Source organism: Sphingomonas sp. FW306-1B-B10E (assembly GCF_058782005.1).
The window spans coordinates 12,364-39,216 of the sequence record NZ_JBYSXG010000013.1 but is presented as its reverse complement, the minus strand read 5'-3'; the positions used below and the strand labels follow the sequence as shown (position 1 = coordinate 39,216).

Here is a 26,853-nt window from a genome sequence, read left to right as displayed (position 1 = left end):
GCCTGTTCCCGCGAAAATGTTGCGCCGGTGTGGCCGGCTTGTCGCATGAAATCGGCCCCCGGAGAAAGATGGAGGTGACCCGCGGAACGGGTCACCTCCTGAGTAGCCTTGGGGGGCTTAACGTGCGTGCGTCAGCAGTGCCGACGCCTCAGAACTTGTACGCGAGGCCGAGATAGGCGCGGCGACCCGAATATTCGTTCGAGAGGAAACGCGCCTTGGTATCGTTGCCGAGGTGATAGCGCTGCTCCGACTTGGTCAGGTTGATCACCGAGGCGGTCAGCTGGAGATTGTCGAAGAAGCTGTAGGACGCGTTGAGATCGACCTGCTCATAGGGATCGCCATAGGCGTTCAGGCCCGACTGGATCCCGCCGACGGTCTCGCCCTTGCGATTGTACGAAGCGCGCAGCAGCACCTTGTCAGTCTCGAAGAAGACCGACCCGTTGATCTGCGTCTTGGCGCTGCCGACGAGCGGCGACGTGCCCACCTTCGTGCCATTGAGCGTCACGTCGGCGACCGAGGTGTCGTTATAGGTGAAGTTGACCTGCGCACCCAACCCGAAGGGCAGCGTGTGCTGGGCATAGACTTCGATACCCTGCGAGACCGCCTTCGACCCGTTCGCCTGGGTCGAATATTGCTGCACGGTCACTTCCTGGCCAGCGACTTCGGACTGGATGTCCAGCACGAGCGGGACGATGAAGTCCTTGACGTCCTTGCGGAACGCCGTCGCGCCGATCACCGAGCCGCGCTGGAAATACCATTCCACGCCGGCGTCATACTGCCAGGCATTGAACGGCTTGAGATCGAAATTGCCGCCGCCGCCGAACCAACCCGGCAGCGCGCCGAACTGGCGACGGTCGAAGACGAACTCGTCCGAGTTAAAGGTCAGCGAACGTGCGCCGGCGAGATCGCCATAGCCCGGCCGGGCAATGACCTTCGACGCCGCCGCGCGGAACAGCAGGTTCGGCGTGACGTCCCACGAGATGTTAAAGCTCGGCAGCCAGTCGGTGTACTGCTTGCTCTCGCTGTTCGGACTGAACACCTTGACCTGGCGGGCCGGCGTACCCGTCGCCGGATCGCCATCGCGCGGAATGACCTGGCAGTTGCCGTCGGGGCCGACCGGCACGTTCGGATCGAACGGACCCGCCGGACCATTGCGGCAATAGTCCCGCTCATAAGTGATGACGTCGGTCGAGACGCCGGACTGCTTGGTGTTCGCGACGCGCAGGCCGATATTACCGCGCACCGGTCCGCTCTTGAAGTTGAGTTGGGTATAGCCGGCCCAGATCTTCTCGCGGATGTCGTACTGGTTCTCGGGCTCGTCCACCCGGATCGGACCGCTATAGGTCGCGTTCAGATAATCGAGATAGTTGGGCACGTTGAACGCCGGGAACACGGTGGTGGTGAACCCGCCCGCGATGTTCCCGATCGGCTTGCTCAGGAAGAAGTCGGGCTGCGTGACCGCGGCGCCGCTGGTATCCTGATAGCGCCGCGTGTTGGCTGCGTCCGAATACCATTCGAAGCGGCCGGTTTCGCGGTGAACGCGCGCATTACGCCACTTGGCACCGACCTGGATCGAGTCGATGAAGCTGTCGAACTTGCGGGTCACGTCGACCTGAGCATAACGCTGCGAGATTTCGCTGTTGCTGAAGCCCGACCCGGTCGAGCCGAGGTCGACCTGCGAAATTCCGTTCGTCAGGTTCTGCTGCAGCTCAGGCGAGAACGCCATGTCCACCGACTGGTTGTTGAATGCCCATTGGCTGAGCAGGTTGCCGTTGACGTTTCCGGCAGCCCCAGTCCCGGTGACCTTGCGCGGCTTGGCCTGGACGAAGAACTGGAAGGACGGGCCGCCCGAGGCCTTGGTCTTACCGAGCGCGAAGTTGACGTTCAACCGGCCGAGATTCCAGTCGCCATGCACGTCATAGGTGTTCGAGACGGTCTTCTGGCGATCGAAATAGCTCTGCATCGCCGGCGTTTCCATCGTGCATGGATTGGCCCGGGCGCGGCACTCGGTGCCTTCCGCCGGCACCTGGAAAGTGGCCGACTGGAGAACGGTTCCGCTCTTGTCGAAGGTCGCGTCGGTGAAGAAGTTGCCATAGCCCCATTCGGGGATCTTCAGCACGTTGTTGACCTGGTTGCCCTTGACCTGGAACCGGAAATAATTGGCGGTGACTTCGAAATTGTCGAACGGCCGCATCTGCGCGGTCGCCTGGATGCCGAGGCGCTTGCGCTCCTGGATCACGACCGACTCGTCGACCGACTGGGGTGCCCAATAGCCGCTATAGTGCGTGCCGCTGCGCGTGGTCGTGCCTTCGCCCCAATAAGCGATCGCGTCGTCATTGGCGTAGGTCTTGCCATTGACGTCGGTCGCGGGCTCTCCGGTCTGGCTGTCCGACCACCATTGCCAGCTCTCGGTGTTGGCGCCGAGCGTGCGGTTGGTGCGCTTCTGATAGGTGGCGGCGAGCAGGACGCCGAAGGTCTTGTCTTCGTTGTGCCACGAGAGCAGGCCCGAAAGCTGCGGCTCGACCTTCTTGGTGACGTCCGAATAAGTGCCTTCGGCCGAGACGGTGCCCGACCAGGGCTTGAGGTCGAACGGCTTGCGGGTGTGGTTGATGATGACGCCGCCCACGCCGCCTTCGTCGAGCCGGGCCTCGGACGACTTGAACACCTCGACGCTGCCGATCAGGTTCGCCGGGAGCAGCAGATAATTGAACGAGCGCGACGGATTGTCGTCCGCCGAGGCGATGAAATTGCCGTTGAGCTCGGTGAGCGTGAGATCGGAGCTGAGGCCGCGGATGCTGACCCGGCTGCCCTCGCCTCCATCGCGGCTGATCGACACGCCCGGCACGCGCTGGAGCGCGTCGGCGACGTTCTTGTCGGGAAACTTGCCGACGTCTTCGGCGGTGATCACGTCGACGAAGGCGTTGGCCTCACGCTTCTGCGACAGGCTCTGCTCGATCGACTGACGATAGCCGGTGACGACGATGTCCTCGGCTTCGACCTGCACGTTATTGAACTGAGTGGTGCCGTCCTGGCCGGAAGGCGCGGTCGGCGTGCTTTGCGGCCCCGTGGTATCCTGGGCGTGCGCGGTGCCGGCAAAGGCGACCACCACGCTCACCGAAAGCATCAGATCACGCGCGATCCGCTTGCGTGACGCACCCCTGTTTTCGATCCCCTGAAACTTCATTCCCTCTCTCCCTCATGCCGTGACGTTCTCGTCTCCGGCTGGTTGTGATTGCCGAGGCTGGACTCAGCGCGGCGTCACTTGGTCCGATTCATAATATAAAAAGCAATTTGTCAATTGAATCGGGTCAGTTTGTTTTCCGCCTTCGACGACCCGATGGAACGGATCGTCTACGGACGGTTGATCGTGGTTCGGCTTACGGCTTCGGCGCGGACGGCGCGGCTTCGCCCGCCTGCTCCCAAAGCGGCTTCGCCATCTTGGCGAATTCCTCGGCGGGCGCCTTGGCGACTGCCCGGTCATAGGTCAGCAGGCCATTGATCTCGCCCTCGACGTCGGTGGTCTGGGTATAGACCGAGGCGCTGAGCCCATTGACCTTGGCCTGGCGGACGATCTCTTCGAACTTGCGCCGGTAGCGCGCGAGATAATCGTCCGAATCCTTGGCGACCTGGTAGCTCCAGTTACGCTTGCCGGCGCGCCAGAGATGCCCCTCGATCGGCCGCCCCACCCCGCCATATTCGCCGATCACGATCGCGCGTTCGCTCTGCCGGGTCGGCACGTGCGGCACGTCCTCATAGGTGTGGATGTCGAACACGTCGGAATCGCGCGGGGCAACGTCCATCCAGCCGCTGTCCGAATTGACCAGCCGGCTCGGATCGAGGCCCTTGACGAACTTGGTCAGCGTGGCGGAGTCGTACTGGCCCCAGCCCTCGTTGTTGACGACCCACAAGACGATCGACGGGAAGGCGCGCAGGTCGCCGATCATCTGCGACAGCTCGGCCTGCTGGTCGCTCATCATGTCCGACGAGAGCACCGCCTGGCTCTGGCTGGCGCCGGTGACGAACTGGTCCTCGCCGCCGCCCGAGGGCATGTCCTGCCAGATCAGCATGCCCATGTGATCGGCATCGTAATAGTAACGCGCCGGCTCCACTTTGATGTGCTTGCGCACCATGTTGAACCCGGCCTTCTTGAGGAACTCGAGGTCATAGCGCATCGCCTCTTCCGAAGGCGGGGTGAGCAGCCCATCGGGCCACCAGCCCTGGTCGAGCGTGCCGTTCTGGAAATAGGGCTTGTTGTTGAGCAGAAGCATCGGCTGGCCGGTGACACTGCCCGGGCCCACCGAGATCTTGCGCATCGCGAAATAGGCCTTGACCGTATCGCGCGGCGCACCGGCGACTTGCGCGGCGGCATAGGTGTCGCTCTCGCCTTTGGTGAAGCGCGCGTCATAGGCGGTGCGATTGCGCTCGGCCTTGCCGGCATAAGGGTCTTTCACCGTCACCAGCTCGGCGACGACGTCGTAGAGGAACGGGTCCTCGGGCGACCAGAGACGCGCGTTGGGGATTGCCAGGCTCGCGTGGCGATTGGCGCGGGTGATCGTCGAGGCGATCTCCTGCCCGCCCGACCGCACGCTGATCCGCACCGCATCGGTGTCCTCGGCCCAGGCGCTCAGCGCAACATCGACTTCGACCTTGCCGGTATCGATGTTCGGGGTGGCGCGGACGTCGGCGATGTGGAGCTTCGAGACGGGCTCCAGCCAGACGGTCTGCCAGATCCCGCTCGACGCGGTGTACCAGATGCCGTCGGGGTCGAGGATCTGCTTGCCGCGCGGCTGGCTGCCGGCGCTGGTCGGATCGGCGACCTGGACCATGACTTCGTTGGTGCCCGGCTTGAGCGCCGCGGTGATGTCGAAGCCGAAGCTGTCCGATCCGCCCTTATGCGCGCCAACCACGGCGCCGTTGACCCAGACCACCGCCTCGTAATCGACTGCGCCGAAGTTGAGCTTGACGTTCTGCCCTGCCCAGTTGGCCGGCACCGTGAAGCTGCGGCGATACCAGATGCGGTCGCTGGGCAGCACCTTGCGCGACACGCCCGACAGGCGCGATTCCACCGCGAACGGCACGAGGATCTTGCCGTCCATCCGGGTCGGCTGCGGCGCGCCGGCATTGACGATGGCATAGTCCCACAGCCCGTTGAGGTTCTGCCACTTGTCGCGCTGGAGCTGCGGACGCGGATAGCTGCGCCAGGCATTTTCCGGGGTGACCGCCTTGCCCCAGCGCGTGGTGATCGCGCCGGTATAGACCTTGTCGGTGCGCTCCTGTGCGAGCACCGCGGTGGCCGGCAGGCACGCCAGCATCGAAGCCAGGATCATCGTACGCATCATGTCTTCCCCCTTAGTGCCGCGACATGGAAGGCGGCGCGTCGCCCTGCGCGCTGCCCCAGGCGCTCGGCTTTGGTCCCATGACCAGCACCAGCCGGGCGCCGTTCGCGATATCGGCGTGGCGGAACCATGGCTTGGTCCAGGCCCGCCCGTTGAGCGTCGCCGACTGGACGTAGAGGTTCTTCGCCGAGTTGTTCTTGGCGATGATCTCGAGCGCCTTGCCGTTGCCCATCTGGAGTAGCGAGCGATCGAAGATCGGGCTGCCGATGATATATTCGTCGCTCGACGGATCGACGGGATAGAAGCCCATCGCGCTCATCGCGTACCAGGACGACGTCGCGCCCTGATCGTCCATCCCGGGATAGCCGTAACCGGCCTCGTCGCTGCCATAGAGGTCGGCGAGCACGCGGCGAATGAGTTCCTGCGTCTTCCATGGCTGGCCGCTCCACGCATAGAGATAGGGTGCGTGCTGGTCAGGCTGGTTGCCCTGGACGAACTGGCCGATCACCCCGGTGCAGTCGCGGCAGATGCCGGTCGGGTTATAGGGCTTGGTGAAGAATTCATCGAGCTTGGCGTTGAAGCCCGTGCGGCCGCCGAGCGCGTCGATCAGCCCCTGCACGTCGTGCAGCACCAGCCACAAGGTCGACCAGCCCGAGGCCTCCTTCATCATGAAGTTGTAATAAGGTTCGGCGGGATCGAAGGGGCTGATCCACTTGCCGTCGGCGGTGCGCCCGCGGACGAAGCCGATCGAGCGGTCGAACACGTTGCGCCAATTGCCCGCGCGCTTGCGGAACAGCCGCGCGTCGTCATGCCTGCCGAGCCGGTCGGCGAGTTCGGCAAGGGCATGATCGTCCCAGGCATATTCGAGTGTCTTGGCGACGCCCGCCTTGCCGTCGGCGTGCGGAGGGCTCGGATTGCCCGCGGGGATCTCGTCCGAGATCCAGCCCTGCTTGGCATATTCGGCAAGGAAGCCGCGCGGCCCCTTCGGATCGAGCGCGTTCTTGCGCATATATTCATACGCCGCGGCATAATCGAACGGAATCCCGCGCCGCATCGCGCCGAGATAGAGGAACACGGCATTGTCGCCGTGGAACGAGGTGTTCATGAAGCCGCGCTCGCGCGCCATGTCGAGCTCGGACTGCATGATGTCGCGCACCGCCTCGGGCTCCATCAGCTCGAGCAGGACGATCTGGTTGCGTCCGGTATCCCAGAACGGCACCGGCCCGTAGCGGTCATAGGCCGCGGTCTGCGTCCGCCCCTTGCCGTCGGTGAAGTCCTCGCCCTTGCGCGCGACCAGCCGCGGGCTGGCGAACGACTGGAACAGGGTCGAATAGAATAGCATCCGCTGCTTGGGCGTGCCGCCCTCGACCTGCACCCGATCGAGCAACTGCGCCCAGGCCGCGCGCGCCTTGCCGCGCACGCCGTCGAAATCCCAGCCCGGGCTCTCGGCGCGCAGCCGCTGCTCGGCGACTTCGTAGCTCGCGCCGTGCGCGATCTTGACGAGCACCGCCTCGCCCTTCGCGGTGGTGAAGTCGAGATAGGAGCCGGCGAAATTGCCGTCGATGCTGCGCGTGCCCGGCTGGACGTCCTTGTCGCCGATACCATAGCCGCGATTGCTGCCCGGCGCCTTGCGGAAGGTGCCGTAGCTTTTGAACGGCTTGGAGAACTCGGCGACGAAATAGCGCCCGTCGCGCGCTTCATTGTCGTTGCGGGTGGAGACCACGCCGCGCACTGTGCGGTCTCCGACGATCTCGACGGTACCGCCGCGGCCCTGCAAATTGAGGATGACGTGCGCGCGCTCGGTCGCCGGGAAGGTGAAGCGCATCAGCGCGGTCGCCTGGGTGGCGGTGAGCTCGACCTTGGTCTTGAACGTATCGAGGAACACCGAATAATAGCCTGGCGCCGCGGTCTCGCGCGCTTTGTCGTAATAGGCCTCGGTATAGACCGGCGGCACCGTCCAATCGCCGACCACGGGCATCAAGGTCGGCGTGGCGCGCCCGCCATAGGTCGGCCCGCCGCCGCCGGTGAAGCCGATCATCGTCGGGTTGGTGTAGTAATAGGGCGTCGCGACGCCCCAGGGGTAGCTCAGCTCGACATTGACGTTGACCGGCGCTGCCTCGACCGCGCTGTGCGGCAGCCGCGCGCCGGGCGAGGTCAGGCCCGAATAAAGCGGCTCGCCCGCCGGTGGCGCGTTGCCGATCAGCTCGGGGCGATCGAGCGGCGCGGTGCCGACCAGAGGGTTGGCTTCATCGACCGGCTGGCGCGGCGCGCGCTGCGCCGAAAGCGGGCTGAACCACAACGCCGTGGAGGCAAGAAGGAGAAGGGGACCAGATACGCGGCCAATCGACGAACGCTGACTTGGCGTGCGGACACACGATTTCATCGCCGACCCTTCTCCCTGCAGGCGCTTTTGCGCCCAATTCTTTATCGTCGGGCAGGCTGCTCCGGGGGGTTGAGCCTGTCCGCCCCGCGAAACTCGATTAAATAAAACATTTTGTCAATTGGTTTCGCAAATCGATTTGACGGATTTGCGAGTGGCAAGCGCCCCAAACACAAACGGCCGCCCCTTTCGGGACGGCCGGGGATGCGCAGGGATGAAAAGTCAGGCTTGCTGGGCCGAAGCTCCGCCGAGGTCGAGCTCGCGCTCGATCCACTGCTTGATGCCGTTCTTGGGCAGCGCGCCGATCTGCTTGGCGGCTTCCTGGCCGTTCTTGAACAGGATCATCGTGGGGATGCCGCGCACGCCGTATTTGGTCGGTGCGTCCGGATTCTCGTCGATGTCGAGCTTGACGATGTTGATCTTGTCGCCGAGCTCGGTGGCGAGCTCCTCGAGCGCCGGCGCGATCATCCGGCACGGCCCGCACCACTCCGCCCAGAAGTCCACGAGCACAGGCTTGTCGGCCTGGAGGACATCGGCATCGAAGCTGGCGTCGGTGGTAGCCTGGGTGGCCATGAACAGTCTCCTGATTGTCTTGGTCGTATATCTATGTGCGCAGCGGTCTTCGCTCAAGCGCGCGAGGCCAAGCTTTGCTCCGTGGCGAGCAAGCCGGCCTTTTGCGCCGCGAGCAGCTCGGGCGGAAGCAAGTGCAGCGTCGGCCCCGCGGTGTAGAGCAACGCCGCCTCGATCTGACGGCCGGGGAAGATCACCGCCAGCGCCGCGGCATAAGCAGCCATCTGGCGAAGGTGATAGGGAGGAATCGCCGCCAGCGTCGCGGGCGCGCGGCGCGCGGTCTTGAAGTCGACGACGCGGACGCGATCGGGCGTCACCACCAGACGGTCGACGGTGCCCGACACGACCAGCCCCTCGACCACCGCGGCGATCGGGGCTTCGGCGAGCGCGTCGGGGGCGAACCATTCGGCAAGGCGTGGGTCGGCGATCACCGCGAGCGCGGCCTGGGCAATTTCGCGGCGCGCGTCCGTATCCGCCACCCCGCCCGGCCCGGCGAGCCAGCGCTCGGCAGCCTCGGCGCGGGCATCGGCAGGGAGCACCGGCAGCCGCTCGAACAAGGCGTGGAGCAAGCGTCCGCGCTCGGCAGCGACGCGCAGCGCCGGGGTCGGCGGCGGATCGGCGGCGAGGTCCTCGCCCAACGATGACGGCGCGAGCGGCCGCGGCGGGCGCGCCTCAACCGGCGCGGGCTGCGCGATCCAGTCAGGGAGTGCCGACGCTTCGGCCACCGCGTCGCGCTTCGCCGGCGCGGCGGCCACCGGCAGCGGCGGCTGGATTCCACGGAATTCGCGGATTTCGCCCTCGGGCACGCCGAGCGCGTCGAACGCCCGTGCGCAGGCGGCATACCAACTGGCCTCCGGCGGCACGCCCTTGGCCTGCGGGCCGAGCGCACCGGCGATCACCAGCCGCTCCTCCGCGCGCGTCGCGGCGACGTAGAACAGCCGCCAATGCTCCTGCAGCTCGCGCCGGTCCGAATGTTCGAGCACCGCGTCGAGCGGCCCACCGCGCTCCGCCGCGCGCGGCCGGAAGATCGGGAACGGCGCGGCGTCGTGATCCTCAGGCGCCCAGAGCAGGAAATCGCGCGGGGAACGCGTCGGGTCGACGGTCGCATCGGCGAGGATCACCAAGGGCGCCTGTAGTCCCTTGGCGCCGTGCGCGGTCATCACGCGCACCGCCCCCGCCGGCTGTGCCGCATCGCGGACGATCTCGACATCGCCGCGATCGAACCAGTCGAGAAAGCGCTGGAGCGACGGCGTCGCGACATTCTCGAAGTTGAGCGCGGCGTTGAGCAATTCCTCGATCGGGTCGCGCGCTTCTTCGCCGAGCCGCAGCAGCAGTTTCCGACGCCCGTCGAGCGGCCCGGAGAGAATCTCCTCGAGGAAGCGATACGGCGTGGTGAAATCGGCGCGGTTGAGCAGGGCTTCGAGCGGCGCGATCCGATCGCTGGCGATATCGCGCAGATGCGACCATAGCGACGCGCCCTTGGGCCGCAGCGCCGCGGCCATCAGCGCCTCCTGGCTCCAGCCGATCAGCGGCGAGACCAGCAGCGACGCCAGCGACAGATCGTCCTCGGGCTGGAGCACGAAGCGCACCGCGGCGAGCAGATCCTGCACGGCCAGCGGCGCGTTGAGCCGCAGCCGGTCGATCCCGGCGACCGGCACGCCTTCGGCATAGAGCCGCGCGACGATCAGCGAGGCGAGCTCGCCGCGCCGCTTGACCAGGATCATCACGTCCTCGGGCTGGAGCACCCTGCCCTTGCTCTCGAGCATCAGCCCGCCGGCGAGCCAGTCGCGGATTGCGACAGCGATGCGCTTGGCCTGCTCGCGCACCGCATCGTCTACCCAGGCCTCCTCGTCGGCCTCGCTGCCGCCTGCGTTGACAGGCGGCCACAGCGTTACCGTCCCCGGCCCCGGCACTTCGCTGGCGTGCGGCTCGGCGTCGCTGAGGTCGCCCATGCCCGGCTCGGGCAGCCCGCCCAGCGCCGCGTCGACGAATTCGAGCACCGGGCGAGTCGAGCGGAAGCTGTGGGTGAGCGACAAGGATTCGAGCTCGCGCGCCTCGACATCATATTCCGCGCGCACGCGCGACGCCCGGAAAAAGCGCTCGAACGCCGCGCGGAAATAAATCGGGTCGGTGCCCTGGAAGCCGAAGATCGCCTGCTTATAGTCGCCGACGGTGAACAGCGTGCGCACCGCACCGCCGCGCGCGCCTTCGCCCGCGAAGAACTCGCCGGCGATCGCGCTGACGATCGCCCATTGTTGCGGGTTGGTGTCCTGCGCCTCGTCGATCAGGACATGCTCGGTGACCTGGTCGAGCTTGTAGCGCACCCACTCGCCCATTCCCGGCTCGGCGAGCAACGCGACGGTCTTGCGGATCAGATCGTTGAAGTCGACCGCGCCCACGCGCCGCTTCGCCCGGCCATAGGTCTCGGCATAGAGGCGCCCTGCCTCGAGCCCGTTCGCGAGCAGGTCGGCGAAATCGGCCTGGACCTTCATCGCAATCAATTCGCCGCAGCGCCCGTGCAGCCGCATCGCGAGATCGGCATAGCCGGCATCCTGCGGCGCCTGGCCCTTGCCGAACGAGCGGGGCTCGCCCTTGGCGGTCGACCACACCGAATGTAGATCGCGCAACCGCAGCGCGCGCCTGGCGGGCGGCAGGGTCAGCCACATCGCGATTTCCTCGGCGCGGGCGAGTCCCGATTTGGTCCCCCAGGCAGCGTTCATCGCCGCGATCTCGCGCAGCCCGACGCAGTCGAAGGAGTCGTCGCCGCAACAGCTCTCGATCTCGGCGGCGATGTCACCGCTGGGCAGGCCCATCGCGCGACGCAGGAACGGCTGGATTCCGCTCGGCAGCGCCGCCATCGCCTCGGCGTTCGCGGCGCAGAGCTTGAGGAACGCTTCGGCCTTGCCCTCGCCGAGCCGGAGGCTGAGCGCGCCGACCGCGTCGATCAGCCCGACGCGCCCCTCCCGGCCGGCATCGACGAGCATCTCGGCCAGGGCCTCGCGCGCGAGCACCGCTTCCTCGCGTTGGTCGAGCGGGCGGAAGCCGGGGACCAGCCCCGCCTCGACCGGGAAGGCCGCGAGCAAGGACTGGCAGAAGCTGTGGATCGTCTGGATGCGGATCCCGCCGCCCGGCGCGTCGAGCACCTTGGCGAACAGGGTGCGCGCCGTCGCCCGGCCTTCGGGCCCGATGCTCTCGCCGAGCGCCTCGAGATCGGCGACCAACTCGGCGTCGCTTGCGCGCACCCAGCGCGCCAGCCGGCTGGTAATCCGCTCGGACATCTCGGCAGCGCCCGCCTTGGTGAAGGTAAGGCAGAGGATCGCGCCGGGATCGGTGCCGGCGAGCAGCAGCCGCCAGACCCGCGCGGCGAGGACCTGGGTCTTGCCGGTGCCCGCGGAGGCCGAGAGCCAGATGTGGCGCGCAGGATCGCTGGCGCGGCGCTGGTTGCCCTTGAGCGGGTGAAGGGGGCGGATCTCAGCCATTAGCGCCAACCACTGGGTCACCCTCGCCCTTCCCACCCGGCTGCGCCGGGCGGGCCCCTTCCCTCTCCCATCGGGAGAGGGAGGGAGGCGCCGAAGGCGCCGGAAGGGTGAGGGTGAGTGGGATGAACTCAGTCACGCCCATACCATTCGTCCCGCCGCATCAGCTGGTCGTACTCCGCATAGGGCGCGTAATCCGGGTGCAGCTTCGCCGTGAACGGCGCATCCCCCGTCAGCCACTCCCGCGCCGCGCCCTCGAACTGTGCGACTGCGCGATCGACGAAGTCATCCGCCGGCAGATAGTCACGGCGCTTCGGATCGCACGGGCTCTCGACATAGCCGAACGCCCCGCGCGCATTCTTCGACAGCGACCAATATTCGAAATGCTTCGCGCGCCCGCTTATCCCCTCGAACTCGCCGCGCTCGGCGATTAGCCCGAGCAGCCCCAATTGCAGGCTGAACCCCTCGCGCACCGCGGCGAGGCTGGGCGGCTTGCCGGTCTTGTAGTCGACGATCGCCAGGCTGCCGTCGTCCATCCGATCGATGCGGTCGAAAGTCCCGCTGAGCTCGACCCCGGCGAACGGGGTGACTCCGCGCTTCTCGACCGCGATCACCTTCCGCGCTGGGTCCGCCGCGATCTGGCCGGCGATCCAGTCGACTGCCTCCATCAGCCGCGGTGCCCAGAGCGCGCGCATCATCGGGTGCGTCCGCTCGTCGGCGAGCATTTCGTCCGCGCGCGCGCGCAGCTTCTCCGGCGCGCAATCGTCCAGCTCGAACCATTTCTGAAGGACCGCGTGCACCGCCGTGCCGCGCCACGCCGCGCTCGGATCGGCGTCGACCGGATCGAGCGGCACCAGCCGCAGCATCCGCCGCGCGTAAAAGGCGTAGGGATCGGCCTTCAGCCGGTCGACCTCGGTGACCGATAGCGCCTTGGGACGCAATTCGACCGGCGGTGCGGGAGCCGGACGTTCTGCGGGAGCGTGCACGCCCGGATCGTCGATCCCGCGCAGCCACGCAGCGATTTCTCCCGCACGCTCCAGTCCGCCCGAAAGCGCCTCCAGACGCAACCAGAAGCGCGAGGCGATCGTCGGCGCAGTGGAATCTCTACGCGCGCGCGTGAGCAGGACCCGCGGCGCACCGAGCGCGCCTGCGAGATCGTGCGCCGACAGCCCGATCCGCCGTTCGAGCCCGGGCAGCCCGAGCTCCGCGCGGATCCGCGGCGCGAGCCACGGATCGGGCGCGGGCAGGCCCGGCCATACACCCTCGTTCAACCCGCCGAGAATCATCAGGTCCGCGGTCTGCAGCCGCGCCTCGATCAGGCCGAGGATCGACAATCGCGGATGCCCGCCCTGCGGCGGGCGTACCGCGACTTCGTCCATCAGGGTGCGCAGCATCGGCGCCAGCGCCTCGGGCTCGGCGCGCGGCGGGCCGTTCGCCGCCTCGCGTTCGGCGGCATCGAGCAAATCGGCCGCCTCGCGCCCCTCTGCGCGTGCCCACAAAGCATCGCCGCCCAGCGCTTGCGCGGTCTCGCCCAACGCCGCGAGCAATGCGGGAACCGGCTGCGCTCCGGCCGCAAACGCCGCGTCGAGCGGGGCGAGCAAGGCGCGCGCTTCGGGCCACCAGCGCAAGGCCGCGCGGCGGAGATGCCCGTCCCTGCCCTCCTGCTCGGCGAGATGGCGGTCGATCCCCGCGAGTCCCGGCGCCGGGCGCGGCCCACGTAGCGCGCGATCGAGCCGGCGCACGCCTTCGAGCCATTCGGCGCGGCGCTCGACCATCACCAGCGGGTGCTTGAGCAAGGTCAGCAACGGCAACGGCGCGAAGCCCTGCGCCGCCGCATCGGCGAGCGCGAGCAGCAGGGTGCCGGGCGGAAGGATCGACAGCGGCTGGCCGGCCGAGTCGTCGACTGCGATCCCCCAGCGCGCACAGTGCGCCGCCACCCGCCGGGCGAGCGCGCGATCGGGGGTGACCAAAGCCGCAGTGCGCCCCGGCGTCTCCAGCACCTCGCGCAGCGCCAGCGCGATCCCCTGCGCCTCCTCGGCAGGCGTCGCGACTTCGAGCACGCGCACCCCGTCAAGCCGTCGTTCGGCCGCCGGCAGCGCGGTCCAGCCATGGGTCAGCTCAGGCGGCGCCATTGCCGAGGCGATCGCCTTGCTCCGCGCGGGCGGCGCATCGTGCTCGCTGACCACGCGCCACGGATCGAACTCGCTGCGATGCACCCCCATCCGGTCGAGCAGCAGCTTCAAGTGGAATTGCGGATGGCTTTCAAGATTGCGCCGCCGCCGGCCGGTGACCGGATCGGGCTTGTGCGGGCCGAGCGCGTCCCATTCCTGGTCGCTGATCCCGGTCGCCAACCCCGGCAACACCACCATGCCCTGCGGCAGCTCCGAAATGCTGCGCAGCAATCGTGCGAAAACCGGCGCCGGCGCAGCAACGCCCGCGGCACAGACGAACCCCGGGGGCGGGGTCGTTCGCCAGGTCCTAGCGACCTTGTCGATCAGCCGCCGCCGGCGCTCGGCCAGGTCGATCCGGCCGAGCCGCGCGAGCTCCTTCGGCCAGCGCGTCAGCACCACTTCGAACAAGGCGAGCGAGCGTTCCCAATGCGCCGACAGCTCCTGGCTGAGCTCGATCTCCCTGAGAGCGGCCGGACGCACTTCCTCGATCAGCAGCTGGTCGAGCGTGGTCGCGAGATCGCCCGCGAGCCGCACCGCCTCGGCCGCGTCGACCGGCAAGCCCGCCTCTTGGATCAGCCGCGCGAGAATCATCCGGCGCTGGAGCGGCTCGACCGCGGGCGGCACCGGCTCAGCATCGCCCACTGCGTCGAACACCGCCTCGTCGAGCTCGGGATCGCCGACCGCGACCAGCCGCGGCAGCAGCAGCCCGCCTTCGCTGGCGCGCACGAACGCGTCCTGGATCGCGCGCTTGGCGCGGTTGTTGGGCAGCAGCACCAGCCCGCGCGCGAGCTTGAGCGGGTCGCTCCCGAACCGCCGGATCAGCCCGATCGCCAGCGCATCGGCGAACGCGCGGTGCGGCGGGATGGTGTAGAGATGGAGGCGTTCGGGCATTGAAACTCTTGAAGCCCCTCCCCTTCAGGGGAGGGGTTGGGGGTGGGGCTGTGTCTCACAGAGACCGGCGCTTGGGAAGACTGCCCCACCTCCACCCCTCCCCCTGAAGGGGAGGGGCCGTTGATCACATCTCCGCCAGCACCGCCTCCGCCGCGCCGACCGCCGCGGGGGTGCCGACATCGAACCACAGCCCCTGATGCACCACGCCCCAAAGCCGTCCCGCCTCCAGCGCGCGGTTGAAGAACAGGTTCGTCGAGAAAGGCCCCTCGGGCCAGTCACGGATCAGCCGCGGCGAGAGGATCGACACGCCGATGAACACGAACGGCGCCAGTCGGCCCGGCTTGCGGCGCTCGGTGATCCGACCCATCGCGTCGAGCCGGAAATCGCCCTGCCCGCGGTGGCAGTTCGCACGCGCCAGCGGCACCAGCAGCAGCAGCGCGTCCATCCGCTCGTCATCCCACTGCGCCGCGAGCCCGCGGATCGCGTCGACCGGTCCGTCGATCCACAGATTGTCGCTGTTGACGCACAGAAAGGGCTTGTCGCCGATCAGGTCGCGCGCCTGGACGATCCCGCCGCCGGTCTCCATCAGCTGCTTGCGCTCGTCGGAGACCACCACGTCGATGTCCTGCACCCGCGCGCGCAGATGCGCCTCCATCTGGTCGGCGAGATAATGCACGTTGACGATCGCGCGCTTCACCCCCGCCGTGCGCAGATGATCGAAGGTGTGATCGATCAGCGTCTTGCCCGCAACCTGGACGAGGGGCTTGGGCCGCGTCGCAGTGAGCGGACGCATCCGCTTGCCGAGCCCCGCCGCCATCACCATCGCGGTTTCGGGCACGGCCGCATCGGGCTGCGGCCGCAGCGAATAAACTGCGTTCATTCGCCGACGATCGCCAGCGGATCGCCGCGCAGCTCTGCCGGCACATTGGCGTCGAACCAGTCGGCCACCGGCTTGAGCGCCGGATGCTTGAGGTCGCGCTCGAGATAGCCCCAGACGCGCGGGCACAGCCCCGGATAGCGCGGCTTGCCGTCGCGCTTCCACAGCCGCGTGAAGATGCCGACGATCTTGGCGTTCCGCTGCGCGCCGAGCACGTGATAGGCAATGTCGAACGCGTCCCCCGCGCCGGTGATCCGCCGATAACGATCGAGCATCGCGGTCTCGAGTTCGGGCGCGACGTCGCGCCGCGCGTCCTGCAGCAGCGACACGAGGTCATAGGCCGGGTGGCCGGCCAAGGCGTCCTGAAAATCCAACAGCCCCAAGCTCTCGCTGCCTTCGATCAGCATGATGTTCTCGGCATGGTAATCGCGCAGCACCGTGACCGGCGTGTGACCCTCGAGCAGAGGCGCGAGCACCGCATCCCAGGCATCGACATAGCCCTGCCGGTCGACCTCCAGCCCCACTGCCGGCGTGTACCATTCGGGCAGCAGCCCGACTTCGCGCTGATATTCGGCGAGATCATAGGGGCGAATGTCCGCCGCTTCGTGCTGACCTAGGCGGATCAGCAGGTCGACGGCTTCCTCGTACAGCCGCAACTCGCTCTCGGGTGCGGCGTCGACGGTCTCGCGCAGCCGTGCATCGCCGAAATCCTGGAGCAGCACGAGGCCCTTGTTCAGATCCTCGGCGAGGATCTGGGGCGCCGCGAAGCCGCGCTCGCCCAGCCAGCGCGCAATCGAAATGAACGGCCGGGGGTCCTCATGCGGCGGCGGCGCGTCCATCAGGATCGCGCTGCGATCATGGTGCACCACGCGGAAATAGCGGCGAAACGAGGCGTCGCCGGCGAGCGGCCGTATCTCGGCCCCATCCCATCCGGCGGCAATGAGGAAGTCGGGCGCCGCGGCGGGCGGGTTCATGTCAGGGGCCATCGGTCCTTCCATGCCGCCGGTACCCTCGCTGTCAAGACGCGCGCGCCGTCCGGCGTCGGTTCCAGGGCGAGCCACAGCGCATCGTGCCAATAGCTGTCGGCGAAGCGCTCGGGCCATTCGACGATCAGCAGCGAATCAGCGCGGGCATCGTCGAGCCCCAGTTCCTCGGCCTCGTTCGGATCATCGATCCGGTAGAGATCGACGTGGAGCACTGGAAAGCGCACTTCGGGGGGTTCGTAAGGCTGGACGATCGCGAAGCTCGGGCTCGGCGCCTCTTCCTCGAGCCCGAGCGCAGCGAGGAGCCCGCGCGCGATGCTGGTCTTGCCGGCACCCAGCGGGCCGGAAAGCGCGACGACGTCGCCGGGGCGGACGCGGTCGGCCAGCTTCGCACCAAGGGCGAGCGACTCTTCCGGGGAGGCGAGCCGCATGTGTTATCCTTCCCCGGAGGGGGAGGTGGCAGCGAAGCTGACGGAGGGGTAGTCGCCCCAGGGGCTGAACCATCGCTCGCGGAGATTACCTCTCCACCGCTTCGCGGCCCCCCGCCCCCTCCGGGGGAGGATCAGGTGCCCGCTCACCGCGGCAGTTCCACGGTGACCAGGGTCCCCTCGCCTGGCTCGGACATCAGCTCGATCCGCCCACCATGCGCCTCGACGAATTGCTTCGCCAGCGGCATCCCCAGCCCCAGCGCGCGCTCGCCGCTGCGCGAAATGCCGTGCTGCGCGAAGCTGTCGAATGCCCTGGCTACCGCCTCACGGCTCATCCCCGGCGAATTGTCAGAGACGATCACGCGCGCCACCCGGTCATTGCCGTCGAGATGGAGCAGCACGCGACCGTCCTCGGGCGTGCAGGCCACCGCGTGGCGCAGCAGATGCTCGATGACCTGGCGCAGCCGCCGCAGATCGCCGGTAACCGTCCCCGCCGTGCCGGCATCCTCGACCACCAGTTCGATCTTCTTGGCCTTGGCCAGCGGCGCGATCGCCTCGGCCGCAGCATTGGCCGCCAGTTCGAGATCGACCGGCACCTTTTCCAGCGGCGCGCCCTCGCTCTGGGTCAGGTCGAGCACGTCGTCGACCAGCGCGCTCAGCCGGTCGACCGAGGAGAGGATCGCCTCGGTATATTCGACCGCATTCTTGGTCAGCCGCCCCGCAAAGCCGCCGTGCAGCATCTCGGTAAAACCCTTGATCGAGGTCAGCGGCGTGCGCAGCTCGTAGCTCATATTGGCGACGAACGCGGTCTTGACCTGGTCGGCCGCCTCGAGCGCTTCGTTGCGATCGCGCAGCGCGCGCTCGGCGCGGTGGTGATCGGTCGTGTCGAGCATCGTCACCAGTGCGTTGCCGTCGGGGAGCGGCGCCGCGGTCACGTCGAAATGCCGGCCATCCGCAAATGCGACCGTGCTGCCGCGCGTCTGCCGGTCCTTCGCCGCGAGCCGGATCAGGTCGCCGAGCACTTCGGCGCGCGCCGGGTTGCCCAGCCGCGGCGCCGCCGCCTTGACCAATTGGCCGATCTGCGGATGCCCGTCGAGAAACGCATCCTCGAAGTCCCAGACCTGGCGGAACTTGCGGTTCCACAGCTGAAGCCGCCCCTTACCGAACACGCCCACTGCTTCGGCCAGGCTTTCCAGCGTCGCGGTGCGCACCTGCTGCATCTCGCCATGCTCGCGCTGCAGCTCGAATTGCTGGGTGCGGTCCTCGAAGATCAGCAACAGCCCGCCCTCGGGCAAGGGCTGTGCTACGACGCGAAGATGCGTGCCTGCGACCGTCCAGGTCTCCTCGACAGCGTCGGGCGCAGTGAACCATTCGCGGCGCTCGGCCTTCCACGCCGGATAGTCGCGCACTTCAGGAAGGCGGTTGGCCTCGCGCATGCGATCGAGCACCCGATCGAACTCCGGCCGATCGGCGAGCCACTCGGCCTTCATCGCGAACATCCGGCGGAACGGCTGGTTGCAAAAGGCCAGGCCGCGATCGGGCGCGAATTGCGCGACGCCGGCAGAAAGGCGGTCGAGCATCGCGCGCTGCGCCTCGCCGAAGCGCTTCAGCCCGCCGCGAAGCTGCTCGTAATCCTCGATATCGACCGCGAAGCCGGCGACGCCGCCGGTCGGCAGCGGCACGTCATGGAGTCGCAGCATCCGCCGCGCGCCGCCGATCGTCGCCGGCATCGCCGCGGTCTGCGCCTCGCCGGTGTCGCGCGCGATCGCAGCATTGGCGAGCGGCCCGCCGAGCCCGGCGCCCTCGACCAATTCGAGCCCGTGCGCGACGACGTCCTCGCTATTGCCGCCCTCGACCGCGCGGACATAGGCCGAATTGACCATCAGCAGCTTGAGATCGGGGCCGCGGTACCACATCGGCATCGGCGCGGTCTCGATCAGCGCGGTGAGCGCATCGAAGGCGGCACGCAGGCGCGTCGTCTCCAGCTGAAGGCGCTCGATCTCGCTCTGGCTGTCGGTCGCGTCGAGGAACCACAGGATCACGCTCTGCCCGCGCATCGTGTCGGGCGCGCGTGCGCCGATCACTAGCAGCGCGCGATCGGAGCCCTGCGCGCGCACCGGCAGGCTGAACGGCTGCCCGGCCTTTTGCGCGGCGAGGACGTAATTCTCCAGCGCCGCGGCATCGCTCGCCACCAGCCCGCTCTCGATGCCGGCGAGATCCGAAAGCTCGCGCGGCAGCAGATCGAGGCCGAGCCAGTCGGCAAGCCGCTGCGGCACCTCGACGCGCCCGTCGGAGCGGACGATCATCGCCTGGGTCGGGGCGCCGGCCAGCAGCGCGGTCAGCCGTGCGTTCTGATCGGCCGCCTCGCGCCCCTCGGCGCGCGCGCGCAGCCCGACGAACAGCATCCAGGCGGCGCCGAAAATAAGCATTGCGAGCAGCGCGCCCGCCAATAATGCCGCCGATTGCGGAAGCTCGATCAACCCGCCACTCCACGGCTTCGCATTGCCATCATCGCCAACCCTTAGGCAAAGCGTGGCAAATCGGAAAGCGACTTGGTGGCTAGCGGAGAACATCTCCGTTGGTCTTGCGCAACAGGCGCCGGAGCAGAGGCTTGCGGATCGAGACGGCGTGCGGATCGGGCGGCACACGCCGCGCAGCATTGTCAGGCGGCTCGATCGAGAGGTGCAGCATCAGGCGCCGCGTCTCATCTTCGAGCCCGTCTTCCTCGGGGGTGCCCATCGCGTCACGCAGGATCTCGGCGATCCGCTCGCGTGCATGCCCGGCATCGGGGTTTGCTTCGCTATTCCTCACAACCTTAAGGGTTTAACGAAGCCAGCGCTCTTCGGGCGCAAGCGCTTCGGCGCCAGAGCGATGATCCGCCGCAAACGCCAGATCGGTCGTTTGGAGGGTCGCCGGCTGCGACGGAAGTTCGGCCTGCCACTGCGACACGCGTCGAGCGTTGTAGAATTCGAACGATCCTGATGCCGCGTAATTGGCCAGGCCTACACCAGCCACGCCGCCGCACATGCAGATGCCGGTGAATCCCGCGCCAGTTTCGCGAAGAGCCCGTCTCGCATCGCCGTCTCCCTGTCGGGCGGAACAACGTGGCGAGAAAGGTCGGCGTTCCGACAAAAAGGGCCCGACTTTCGCCGGACCCTTCCCATCGAGGATGTACCCTCCAAGCTTAGAGCTTCATTCGCGCTCCGACGAATGCGAAGCGGCCGACCGAGTTTACCGGGTAGCTGCTCGTCCCGATATCAGGGCGCTGCCCGAACACGTTGTTGACGCCGGCATAGATCTGGAACTGCTTGTCGACATCGTAGCTGGCATAGATGTCGTGCTGCCAGCGCTGTTTAAGGTAGAAATATTCGGGCGCGACGATGTCGTCATTCCCCGAGACTTCGAGATTGGTGTAGCGCAGCGTCTTGTCGAACCATTGCAGCCCGTAATTGAGCGTCAACGGTCCGTTCTGCCAGGTCAGATCCGCGGTGACGGTATATTTGGGCGCGAACGTCTCGCCGCGGCTGTTGGTGACGTCGGCGCCCGGGGTACCGATGAACTCCAGCCGATCGAGATAATTGCCGATCACCGAGAGGTTGAATGTGCCCAAGCTTGCAGTCCGCAGCCGATAATTGAGGTTCACGTCCAGGCCCGCGGTGGTGAACTGGGCGACATTTTGCGGCGTAACCGTGAAGCCGGTGATGAAGCCGGCATTGGCACCCCCATTCTGGCGCACGATCCCGCCGCAGAAGATGTTGTCCAGCGTCGGCTGATCGACGCAGAGCTGCGCGATCTGCTCGGGCTCGACCGTGTTGATCGCGTTCTCGATGCGGATGTCGTACCAGTCGGCACGCAGCGAGAGGCCGGGCACGAAGCGCGGCTGCAGGATTGCGCCGACCGTCCAGGTGGTCGCTTCCTCTTCCGAGAGGTTGCGGTTGCCGCCCTGGAACCCGGAGATGTTCGACGAGCGGGTGTCGGTATAGGTCGCCGGATCGGCGCCGAGCCCGTTCAGCAGCGTCGCGCAATTCGCGGCGCGATACTGCGTGCCGTTGGCCAGCTCGTTGGTATTGCACGGGTCGGTGATGAACTCGAAGGTCTGCGACAGCCCGGAGAACAACTCGCCGACATTCGGGGCGCGGACCGCCTTCGAATAGGTCCCGGTGAAAGTGATGTCGCGCACCGGCGCGAAGCTGCCGTCGACCTTCCACGACGTGGTCGAGCCGATCGTCGAATAATCCGAATAGCGCACCGCGCCGCCGACTTCGAGCTGGTGCACGAAGCCGTTGCGGATCAGCGGGATCCGGACCTCGCCGAACACTTCCTTCACGTCATAGTCGCCGGCGTCGACACTGAGCGCGTTGGTGAAGGTGAGCCCCTGCTCCGCGATCGGATCGGGGACGAAGCTGCTCTTCTCCTTGCGATACTCGGCACCGACCGAGAAGCCGACCGCACCGCCGCCCGGCATCGTGAACAGCCCGCCGAGATCGCCGCTGAGATACGCCGAGGCGACATGCTGCTCGATCCGGGCGTGATCGGTCGTGTTGACGCGGATCCAGTCGAGCGCGGCCCGGCTGGCCACGCCTTCGCCGAAGATGTTGAGCGGCACGCACTGGCCGGGAGTGAAGGTGGTCGGGGGAGTCGGCTGCCGCGACACGGTCTCGCCGATATAGGGCTGGTTCGGCGTCCAGTTCGGGTCGACGTTGACGCGGCAGGTCGGGCCGTTCGGACCCTGCACCACGTCGATCGCCGCGTAGAAGCGGTCGTCGAGGATGTCGCCGATATAGCGGCTGGTCACGTCCGTACGGCCATAGGTGTACGACGCTTCGTAGTTGAGGTGGCCGCTCAACTCGCCACGCACGCCGACGACGCCGCGCCACGTCTCGCGGGTGATGTCCTCACCGCGCTGGCCGAGGTCGAAATTATCGCGATTGACGAGGATGTCGCAGCTCTCGAGGCCGGCGGTATCGGGGTCGTCGCAGGCGCCGCCCGCGGTGGCCGCGAGATTCGCCGCCAGCGCGCCCGCCGGGAGATAGGGATTGTCGGGCTGGGTCAGCAGATAATAATCAAAGGTGGGCTGGCCGAGCGAGTAGCTGCGCGTGTTGGCGTATTTGGCTTCGGCGAACACGGTCAGGCCGTCCGACACGTCGAAATGCGCGATCGCATTGACGATGTGGCGGCGCACTTGCGGCAGCAGATCGTTGGCATAGTCCGAAACCAGCGTGCCGTTGCCGCCCTGCTGGTAGAAATTGGGCACGAAGCGGCCCGAGTCATACGGAGTCAGGACGCCGCCATTGCCGACGAAATAATCGGGGAAGCCGTCGCTGTTGACGTCGATGCCACCTTCGCGATTGGTGTCGAAATAGCGGACATTGTTGAGCGGGACATAGTCCGGGATGCCGTTGGTGGCGCCGCCGGTATAGCCCGGCTGGTTCTCGGGATCGTCCGGGTTGAGGAAGAAGCCGGTGCGGTTGGTGCCGCGCAGGTTGCTGCGGTCGCGATCCTGCAGCCGATCCTCGGCGCCATATTCATAGGCGATCGCGAAATTGCCGCGCCCACCCGCGAAATTCTTCCCTGCGGTGACCGAAATCAGCCGCTGGCCGGCATCGCCATATTCGGAGATCCCCGCCTGGGCGCGCGCAGTCAGCCCGTCGAAATCCTTTTTGAGGATGAAGTTGACCACGCCGGTCACCCCGTCGGCACCATAGATCGCCGAGGCGCCGCCGGTCAGCACTTCGACGCGGTCGACCAGGTCGCTCGGGATCGTGTTGATGTCGATCGCCGCGCTGCCCGGCACACCTGCGACGTGACGGCGCCCGTCGACCAGCACCAGCGTGCGTTCGGTGCCGAGATTGCGCAGGTTGAGGAGGTTGAGCCCGGTATAGCCGATCCCCGCGCCGCTGCCCGAATTGTCGGCCGAGGTCGACGAGCCCTGCAATGCCGGATAACCGGTGAGAAAGTCGGTCAAATTCGTCGTACCCGACGACTGGATCGTCTCCGCGCCGACCGAAATCACCGGGTTCGGGGTGTCGAAGCCCGGCGTCACGCGAATGCGCGAGCCGGTCACGACGACTTCGGGAGCCTCGGCCTGGTCGCTCTGCGCGTCGTTGGCGACGGTGGATTCGGGAACATTGTCGTCCGCCTGGCCCGGCGCGGCGGTCTGGGCCTGAGCGGGGACGAGCAATGCGAGCGAGAGCGCGGCTGCGGAAACGGTAAGCAATCCGCGTGAGCGGAGAACGGGATACGCCATGGAACTTCCTCACGAAAACACGAGCGATCGCGTCCTTCAGCTACGTTTCCACTGCATGTCCGATCCCTGCCGCGGACATCGCGACGCGCGTTTCTGCAACTGTGTAGCAATTCCGCAACATACGGGTTTCCGCGTGAAACGAAAAAGGCCGCGCCTCCCAAGGAAAGCGCGGCCCGTTTTTTCGCAGTGATGCCCGAAAGCCTCAGTAGCGGTAGTGATCCGGCTTGAACGGACCTTCGACCGGCACGCCGATATAGCCGGCCTGCTTGCTCGTCAGCTTCGACAGTTTCACGCCGAGCTTTTCCAGGTGAAGCGCCGCAACCTTCTCGTCGAGGTGCTTCGGCAGGACGTACACTTCGTTCTTGTAGTTCTCGCCCTTGGTGAAGAGCTCGATCTGCGCCAGCGTCTGGTTGGTGAACGACGCCGACATCACGAACGACGGGTGGCCCGTCGCGCAGCCGAGGTTCACCAGACGGCCCTTGGCGAGGATGATGATCTGCTTGCCGTCGGGGAACTTCACCAGATCGGTGCCCGGCTTCACTTCGTCCCACTCATAGTTGCTGAGCGCGGCGATCTGGATCTCCGAGTCGAAGTGGCCGATGTTGCAGACGATCGACATCGGCTTCATCGCCTTCATGTGATCGGCGGTAATCACGTCGGCATTGCCGGTGGCGGTGCAGAAGATGTCGGCGCGCTTGACGGCCTCGTCCATCGTCACAACCTCGAAGCCTTCCATCGCCGCCTGCAGCGCGCAGATCGGATCGATCTCGGTGACGAGCACGCGCGCGCCACCGTTGCGGAGCGACTGGGCGCTGCCCTTGCCGACGTCGCCGAAGCCGGCGACGCAGGCGACCTTGCCGGCGAGCATCACGTCGGTCGCGCGACGGATCGCGTCGACGAGCGATTCCTTGCAGCCGTAAAGATTGTCGAACTTCGACTTGGTGACGCTGTCGTTGACGTTGATCGCCGGGAAGGGCAGCTCGCCCTTCTTGGCGATCTCGTACAGGCGATGGACGCCGGTGGTGGTCTCTTCCGATACGCCCTTCAGGTTCTTGACGGTCTGGGTCAGATAGCCCGGATACTTCGCCACGAACGCCTTGAGCGCGCGCTGGAACTCGACTTCCTCGTCATTCTCCGGCTCGCCCAGCGTCGCGCCGGCTTCGAGCTTGGCGCCCCACAAAGCGAACATCGTGGCGTCGCCGCCATCGTCGAGGATGATGTTGGCGGTGGTACCGTCACCGTCGGCGCCCCAGTTGAAGATGTCGCCGACATAGTCCCAATAATCGGCCAGGCTCTCGCCCTTGACCGCGAACACCGGGATGCCGGCAGCGGCGATCGCCGCGGCGGCATGGTCCTGGGTCGAGAAGATGTTGCAGGTCGCCCAACGCACCTGCGCACCGAGCGCGGTCAGCGTCTCGATCAGCACGGCGGTCTGGATCGTCATGTGGAGCGAGCCGGTGATGCGGGCGCCCTTCAGCGGCTGCGACGCGCCGAATTCGTCGCGCAGCGCCATCAGGCCGGGCATCTCGGTCTCGGCGATTTCGATTTCCTTGCGGCCGAAAGCGGCGAGTTCGATGTCCTTGATGACATAGTCGTTCTTGTCGAGCACGGTAGCCACGGGCTGCATCTCCAGCAGTGTAAAAGGTGCGCGCGCCGGACTCGCCGGCCGCGATTGGCGCGCCCTACCGCGTCAGATGGGAATGCGCAAGTCAGATATAAAGATATCTTTATATGTCTTTGCGCCAACCGGCTTGATGACGCTTGCCGTCATTTGAAACAATTGCGATAGCTTCGCTATGTGGACCGAAGACGAAGTGAAAGCATTTCGTCTGTATTGCGGACCGTCGCATCGAAGGATCAACGACTATCTTCGTGGCATCGAAGACGGCGACGCCGAAGTTCGCGCAGCCGTCGCGTCGCTGGATCGGGCGATAGCCAGGAGCCGGGTACGGGATGATCTGATTGCATACAGGGGTGTCAATGGCGATGCTGCTGCCTATATTCGCAGGATGAACCTGCAAGTCGGCGATGGTTTCATAGATTCGGGCTATGCCAGCACCTCGATGACACCGGAGGCGGCACGGCTGTTCGCAGCATGGCCGCCGGGCGGCCTGATTTTAGGGGTCCATATCAGATCTGGTATGATAGGCATCGATATGTCGACGTTCTCCAGCTACCCGGACGAAGGCGAGTTTCTCCTTCCGCGCGGTACTGAGTTCAGACTGCTGGCCGCTGAGACCGCGGACAGCATCCTCGTGGAGGCGATACATGGCTGACGATCGCTCCGAACGCTTCACTTTGTCTCGTACGGAAGGGCTGGCGGTTGTTCGGCGCAGCGTCCCGGTGAACAGCCTCGACTTGGGCCGCGATGTCGAGGGAGATACCCGCGTTTTGGTCCGGACTGCCGAAGGGCGAGTGACCGGCACCTATGGCAGGGCGGCACCGCCGTCACGGTTGTCGAGCGGGCTGACAGGCACAAAGGGCGACAGGAAATGGCACTTGATCGATGCCGATGGGCTTGTCGTGGGCCGCGCCGCGACGATTATCGCCCACATCCTGCGCGGCAAGCACAAGGCCGGTTTCACGCCGCATGTCGATTGTGGCGACAATGTCGTAGTGATCAACGCTGACAAGATCCGCCTCTCCGGCAAGAAGCTGGGCCAGAAGGTCTATTACAAGCACACCGGCTATGCGGGCGGTGCCAAGGGGATCACTGCCGCCAGGGGGCTCGAGCGTCAGTTTCCTGAGCGCGTGCTCGCGAAGGCAGTAGAACGGATGATTCCAAGCGGACCGCTTGGTCGCGAGCAACTGCGCCACCTACGTATTTTCACGGGAGCCGATCATTCCTTTGAAAACGAGCATCCCGAACTGCTGGACATCGATAGGATAGGCAAAAAAGCGCGTCCTTAGGCAATCTCGCCAGGCTGGTCACTTCACGCCGTCCCCGTGCTGTTGACGAGTAGTCGCGGGTCGATCCCCGCGATTTCGAATCCCTTGGTCCAGCGCATTTCGGCATCGACGTCGTACAGCAGGTCGGTGTCGCCCGCGGTGCTGAACCAGCCGTGCCGCGTCATCTCCTCGTCGAGCTGCCCCTCGCCCCAGCCCGCATAGCCCAATGCGACCAGCCAGCGGGTCGGGCCATTGCCCTCGGCGATCGCCTTGAGCACGTCGATCGTGCCCGACAGCGCCCAGCGCCCGTCGACATCGATTGTGTCCTGCCCGCCCCAGTCGCTCGAGTGCAGCACGAAGCCGCGCCGCGGCTCGACCGGGCCGCCGAAATGGACCGGCGCGTCGGGCACGTCGCCGGGATCGATCTCGAATTGGCGCAGGAGTTCGTGGAGGCCCAGCCCCTCGATCGTGTCGCCGATGCCGATACCGAGCGCGCCTTCCTCGTCATGCGCGCACATCGCGATCACCGCGCGCTCGAAGCGCGGATCGCCGATCCCCGGCATCGCGAGGAGGAATTGGCCGGTGAGGAAGGGGGTCGAGTCCAT

At 66.6% G+C, this 26,853-nt stretch carries 16 protein-coding genes; 2 read left to right on the top strand and 14 right to left on the bottom strand.

What is annotated here, in order from left to right:
* Window positions 1-148 precede the first annotated feature (148 nt).
* The 13 genes from AC3WJI_RS07325 to ahcY all read right to left on the bottom strand — a co-directional run bounded on the left by AC3WJI_RS07325 (window position 149) and on the right by ahcY (window position 24,986).
* On the bottom strand, window positions 149-3,184 hold the full coding sequence (locus AC3WJI_RS07325) for a TonB-dependent receptor (RefSeq protein ID WP_492756600.1): 3,036 nt from the start codon (window positions 3,182-3,184) through the stop codon (window positions 149-151).
* A gap of 193 nt (window positions 3,185-3,377) precedes the next feature.
* Entirely contained in the window at window positions 3,378-5,336 is a 1,959-nt protein-coding gene (locus tag AC3WJI_RS07320; protein ID WP_492756599.1) for a glycoside hydrolase family 2 protein, read from the bottom strand.
* Window positions 5,337-5,349: 13 nt separating this feature from the next.
* Window positions 5,350-7,635 (bottom strand): GH92 family glycosyl hydrolase, encoded by a 2,286-nt coding sequence (locus AC3WJI_RS07315; protein ID WP_492756598.1) that lies wholly within the window; start codon window positions 7,633-7,635, stop codon window positions 5,350-5,352.
* Between the two features lie 303 nt (window positions 7,636-7,938).
* Complete coding sequence (gene trxA / locus AC3WJI_RS07310; RefSeq protein ID WP_492756597.1) at window positions 7,939-8,289, bottom strand: thioredoxin; 351 nt, start codon at window positions 8,287-8,289, stop codon at window positions 7,939-7,941.
* Between the two features lie 53 nt (window positions 8,290-8,342).
* The gene (gene addA / locus AC3WJI_RS07305; protein ID WP_492756596.1) at window positions 8,343-11,765 is read right to left on the bottom strand and encodes a double-strand break repair helicase AddA; all 3,423 of its coding nucleotides are present in this window, start codon (window positions 11,763-11,765) and stop codon (window positions 8,343-8,345) included.
* Window positions 11,766-11,893: 128 nt separating this feature from the next.
* Window positions 11,894-14,824, bottom strand: coding sequence for a double-strand break repair protein AddB (gene addB, locus AC3WJI_RS07300; RefSeq protein WP_492756595.1), 2,931 nt, complete (start codon window positions 14,822-14,824; stop codon window positions 11,894-11,896).
* A 124-nt stretch (window positions 14,825-14,948) separates the two neighbouring features.
* A complete protein-coding gene (locus AC3WJI_RS07295) occupies window positions 14,949-15,704 on the bottom strand; it encodes a nucleotidyltransferase family protein (protein ID WP_492756594.1) in 756 nt (251 codons plus the stop codon).
* Complete coding sequence (locus AC3WJI_RS07290; protein WP_492756633.1) at window positions 15,701-16,675, bottom strand: aminoglycoside phosphotransferase family protein; 975 nt, start codon at window positions 16,673-16,675, stop codon at window positions 15,701-15,703. Before AC3WJI_RS07290 ends, AC3WJI_RS07295 begins: the two co-directional genes overlap by 4 nt.
* Window positions 16,672-17,115: a tRNA (adenosine(37)-N6)-threonylcarbamoyltransferase complex ATPase subunit type 1 TsaE gene (gene tsaE, locus AC3WJI_RS07285; protein WP_492756593.1), complete on the bottom strand. Its 444-nt coding sequence runs from the start codon at window positions 17,113-17,115 to the stop codon at window positions 16,672-16,674. Before tsaE ends, AC3WJI_RS07290 begins: the two co-directional genes overlap by 4 nt.
* 143 nt (window positions 17,116-17,258) lie before the next feature.
* Window positions 17,259-19,592, bottom strand: a complete 2,334-nt coding sequence (locus tag AC3WJI_RS07280) for a sensor histidine kinase (protein ID WP_492756592.1) — start codon at window positions 19,590-19,592, stop codon at window positions 17,259-17,261.
* Window positions 19,593-19,671: 79 nt separating this feature from the next.
* Entirely contained in the window at window positions 19,672-19,923 is a 252-nt protein-coding gene (locus tag AC3WJI_RS07275; protein WP_492756591.1) for a hypothetical protein, read from the bottom strand.
* A 373-nt stretch (window positions 19,924-20,296) separates the two neighbouring features.
* Window positions 20,297-23,359 carry a TonB-dependent receptor plug domain-containing protein gene (locus AC3WJI_RS07270; RefSeq protein WP_492756590.1) on the bottom strand — a complete coding sequence of 1,021 codons (3,063 nt, stop codon included), beginning with the start codon at window positions 23,357-23,359 and terminating at the stop codon, window positions 20,297-20,299.
* Window positions 23,360-23,561: 202 nt separating this feature from the next.
* Entirely contained in the window at window positions 23,562-24,986 is a 1,425-nt protein-coding gene (gene ahcY, locus AC3WJI_RS07265; protein WP_492756589.1) for an adenosylhomocysteinase, read from the bottom strand.
* A 169-nt stretch (window positions 24,987-25,155) separates the two neighbouring features.
* Here ahcY and AC3WJI_RS07260 point away from each other — a divergent pair, with 169 nt between their 5' ends.
* Window positions 25,156-25,635, top strand: a complete 480-nt coding sequence (locus AC3WJI_RS07260; RefSeq protein WP_492756588.1) for an ADP-ribosyltransferase — start codon at window positions 25,156-25,158, stop codon at window positions 25,633-25,635.
* A gap of 178 nt (window positions 25,636-25,813) precedes the next feature.
* On the top strand, window positions 25,814-26,269 hold the full coding sequence (gene rplM, locus AC3WJI_RS07255) for a 50S ribosomal protein L13 (protein ID WP_492756632.1): 456 nt from the start codon (window positions 25,814-25,816) through the stop codon (window positions 26,267-26,269).
* A 23-nt stretch (window positions 26,270-26,292) separates the two neighbouring features.
* On the opposite strand, the gene AC3WJI_RS07250 is transcribed toward rplM, so the two are convergent.
* Window positions 26,293-26,853, bottom strand: coding sequence for a YqgE/AlgH family protein (locus AC3WJI_RS07250; RefSeq protein ID WP_492756587.1), 561 nt, complete (start codon window positions 26,851-26,853; stop codon window positions 26,293-26,295).

What these genes read in the sequence shown, in the direction of transcription:
- AC3WJI_RS07325 (WP_492756600.1), bottom strand. Translation starts at nt 3,184, where the DNA reads ATGAAGTTTCAGGGGATCGAAAACAGGGGTGCGTCACGCAAGCGGATC.
- AC3WJI_RS07320 (WP_492756599.1), bottom strand. Translation starts at nt 5,336, where the DNA reads ATGCGTACGATGATCCTGGCTTCGATGCTGGCGTGCCTGCCGGCCACC.
- trxA (WP_492756597.1), bottom strand. Translation starts at nt 8,289, where the DNA reads ATGGCCACCCAGGCTACCACCGACGCCAGCTTCGATGCCGATGTCCTC.
- addA (WP_492756596.1), bottom strand. Translation starts at nt 11,765, where the DNA reads ATGGCTGAGATCCGCCCCCTTCACCCGCTCAAGGGCAACCAGCGCCGC.
- addB (WP_492756595.1), bottom strand. Translation starts at nt 14,824, where the DNA reads ATGCCCGAACGCCTCCATCTCTACACCATCCCGCCGCACCGCGCGTTC.
- AC3WJI_RS07295 (WP_492756594.1), bottom strand. Translation starts at nt 15,704, where the DNA reads ATGAACGCAGTTTATTCGCTGCGGCCGCAGCCCGATGCGGCCGTGCCC.
- AC3WJI_RS07290 (WP_492756633.1), bottom strand. Translation starts at nt 16,675, where the DNA reads ATGAACCCGCCCGCCGCGGCGCCCGACTTCCTCATTGCCGCCGGATGG.
- tsaE (WP_492756593.1), bottom strand. Translation starts at nt 17,115, where the DNA reads ATGCGGCTCGCCTCCCCGGAAGAGTCGCTCGCCCTTGGTGCGAAGCTG.
- AC3WJI_RS07270 (WP_492756590.1), bottom strand. Translation starts at nt 23,359, where the DNA reads ATGGCGTATCCCGTTCTCCGCTCACGCGGATTGCTTACCGTTTCCGCA.
- ahcY (WP_492756589.1), bottom strand. Translation starts at nt 24,986, where the DNA reads ATGCAGCCCGTGGCTACCGTGCTCGACAAGAACGACTATGTCATCAAG.
- AC3WJI_RS07260 (WP_492756588.1), top strand. Translation starts at nt 25,156, where the DNA reads ATGTGGACCGAAGACGAAGTGAAAGCATTTCGTCTGTATTGCGGACCG.
- AC3WJI_RS07250 (WP_492756587.1), bottom strand. Translation starts at nt 26,853, where the DNA reads ATGGACTCGACCCCCTTCCTCACCGGCCAATTCCTCCTCGCGATGCCG.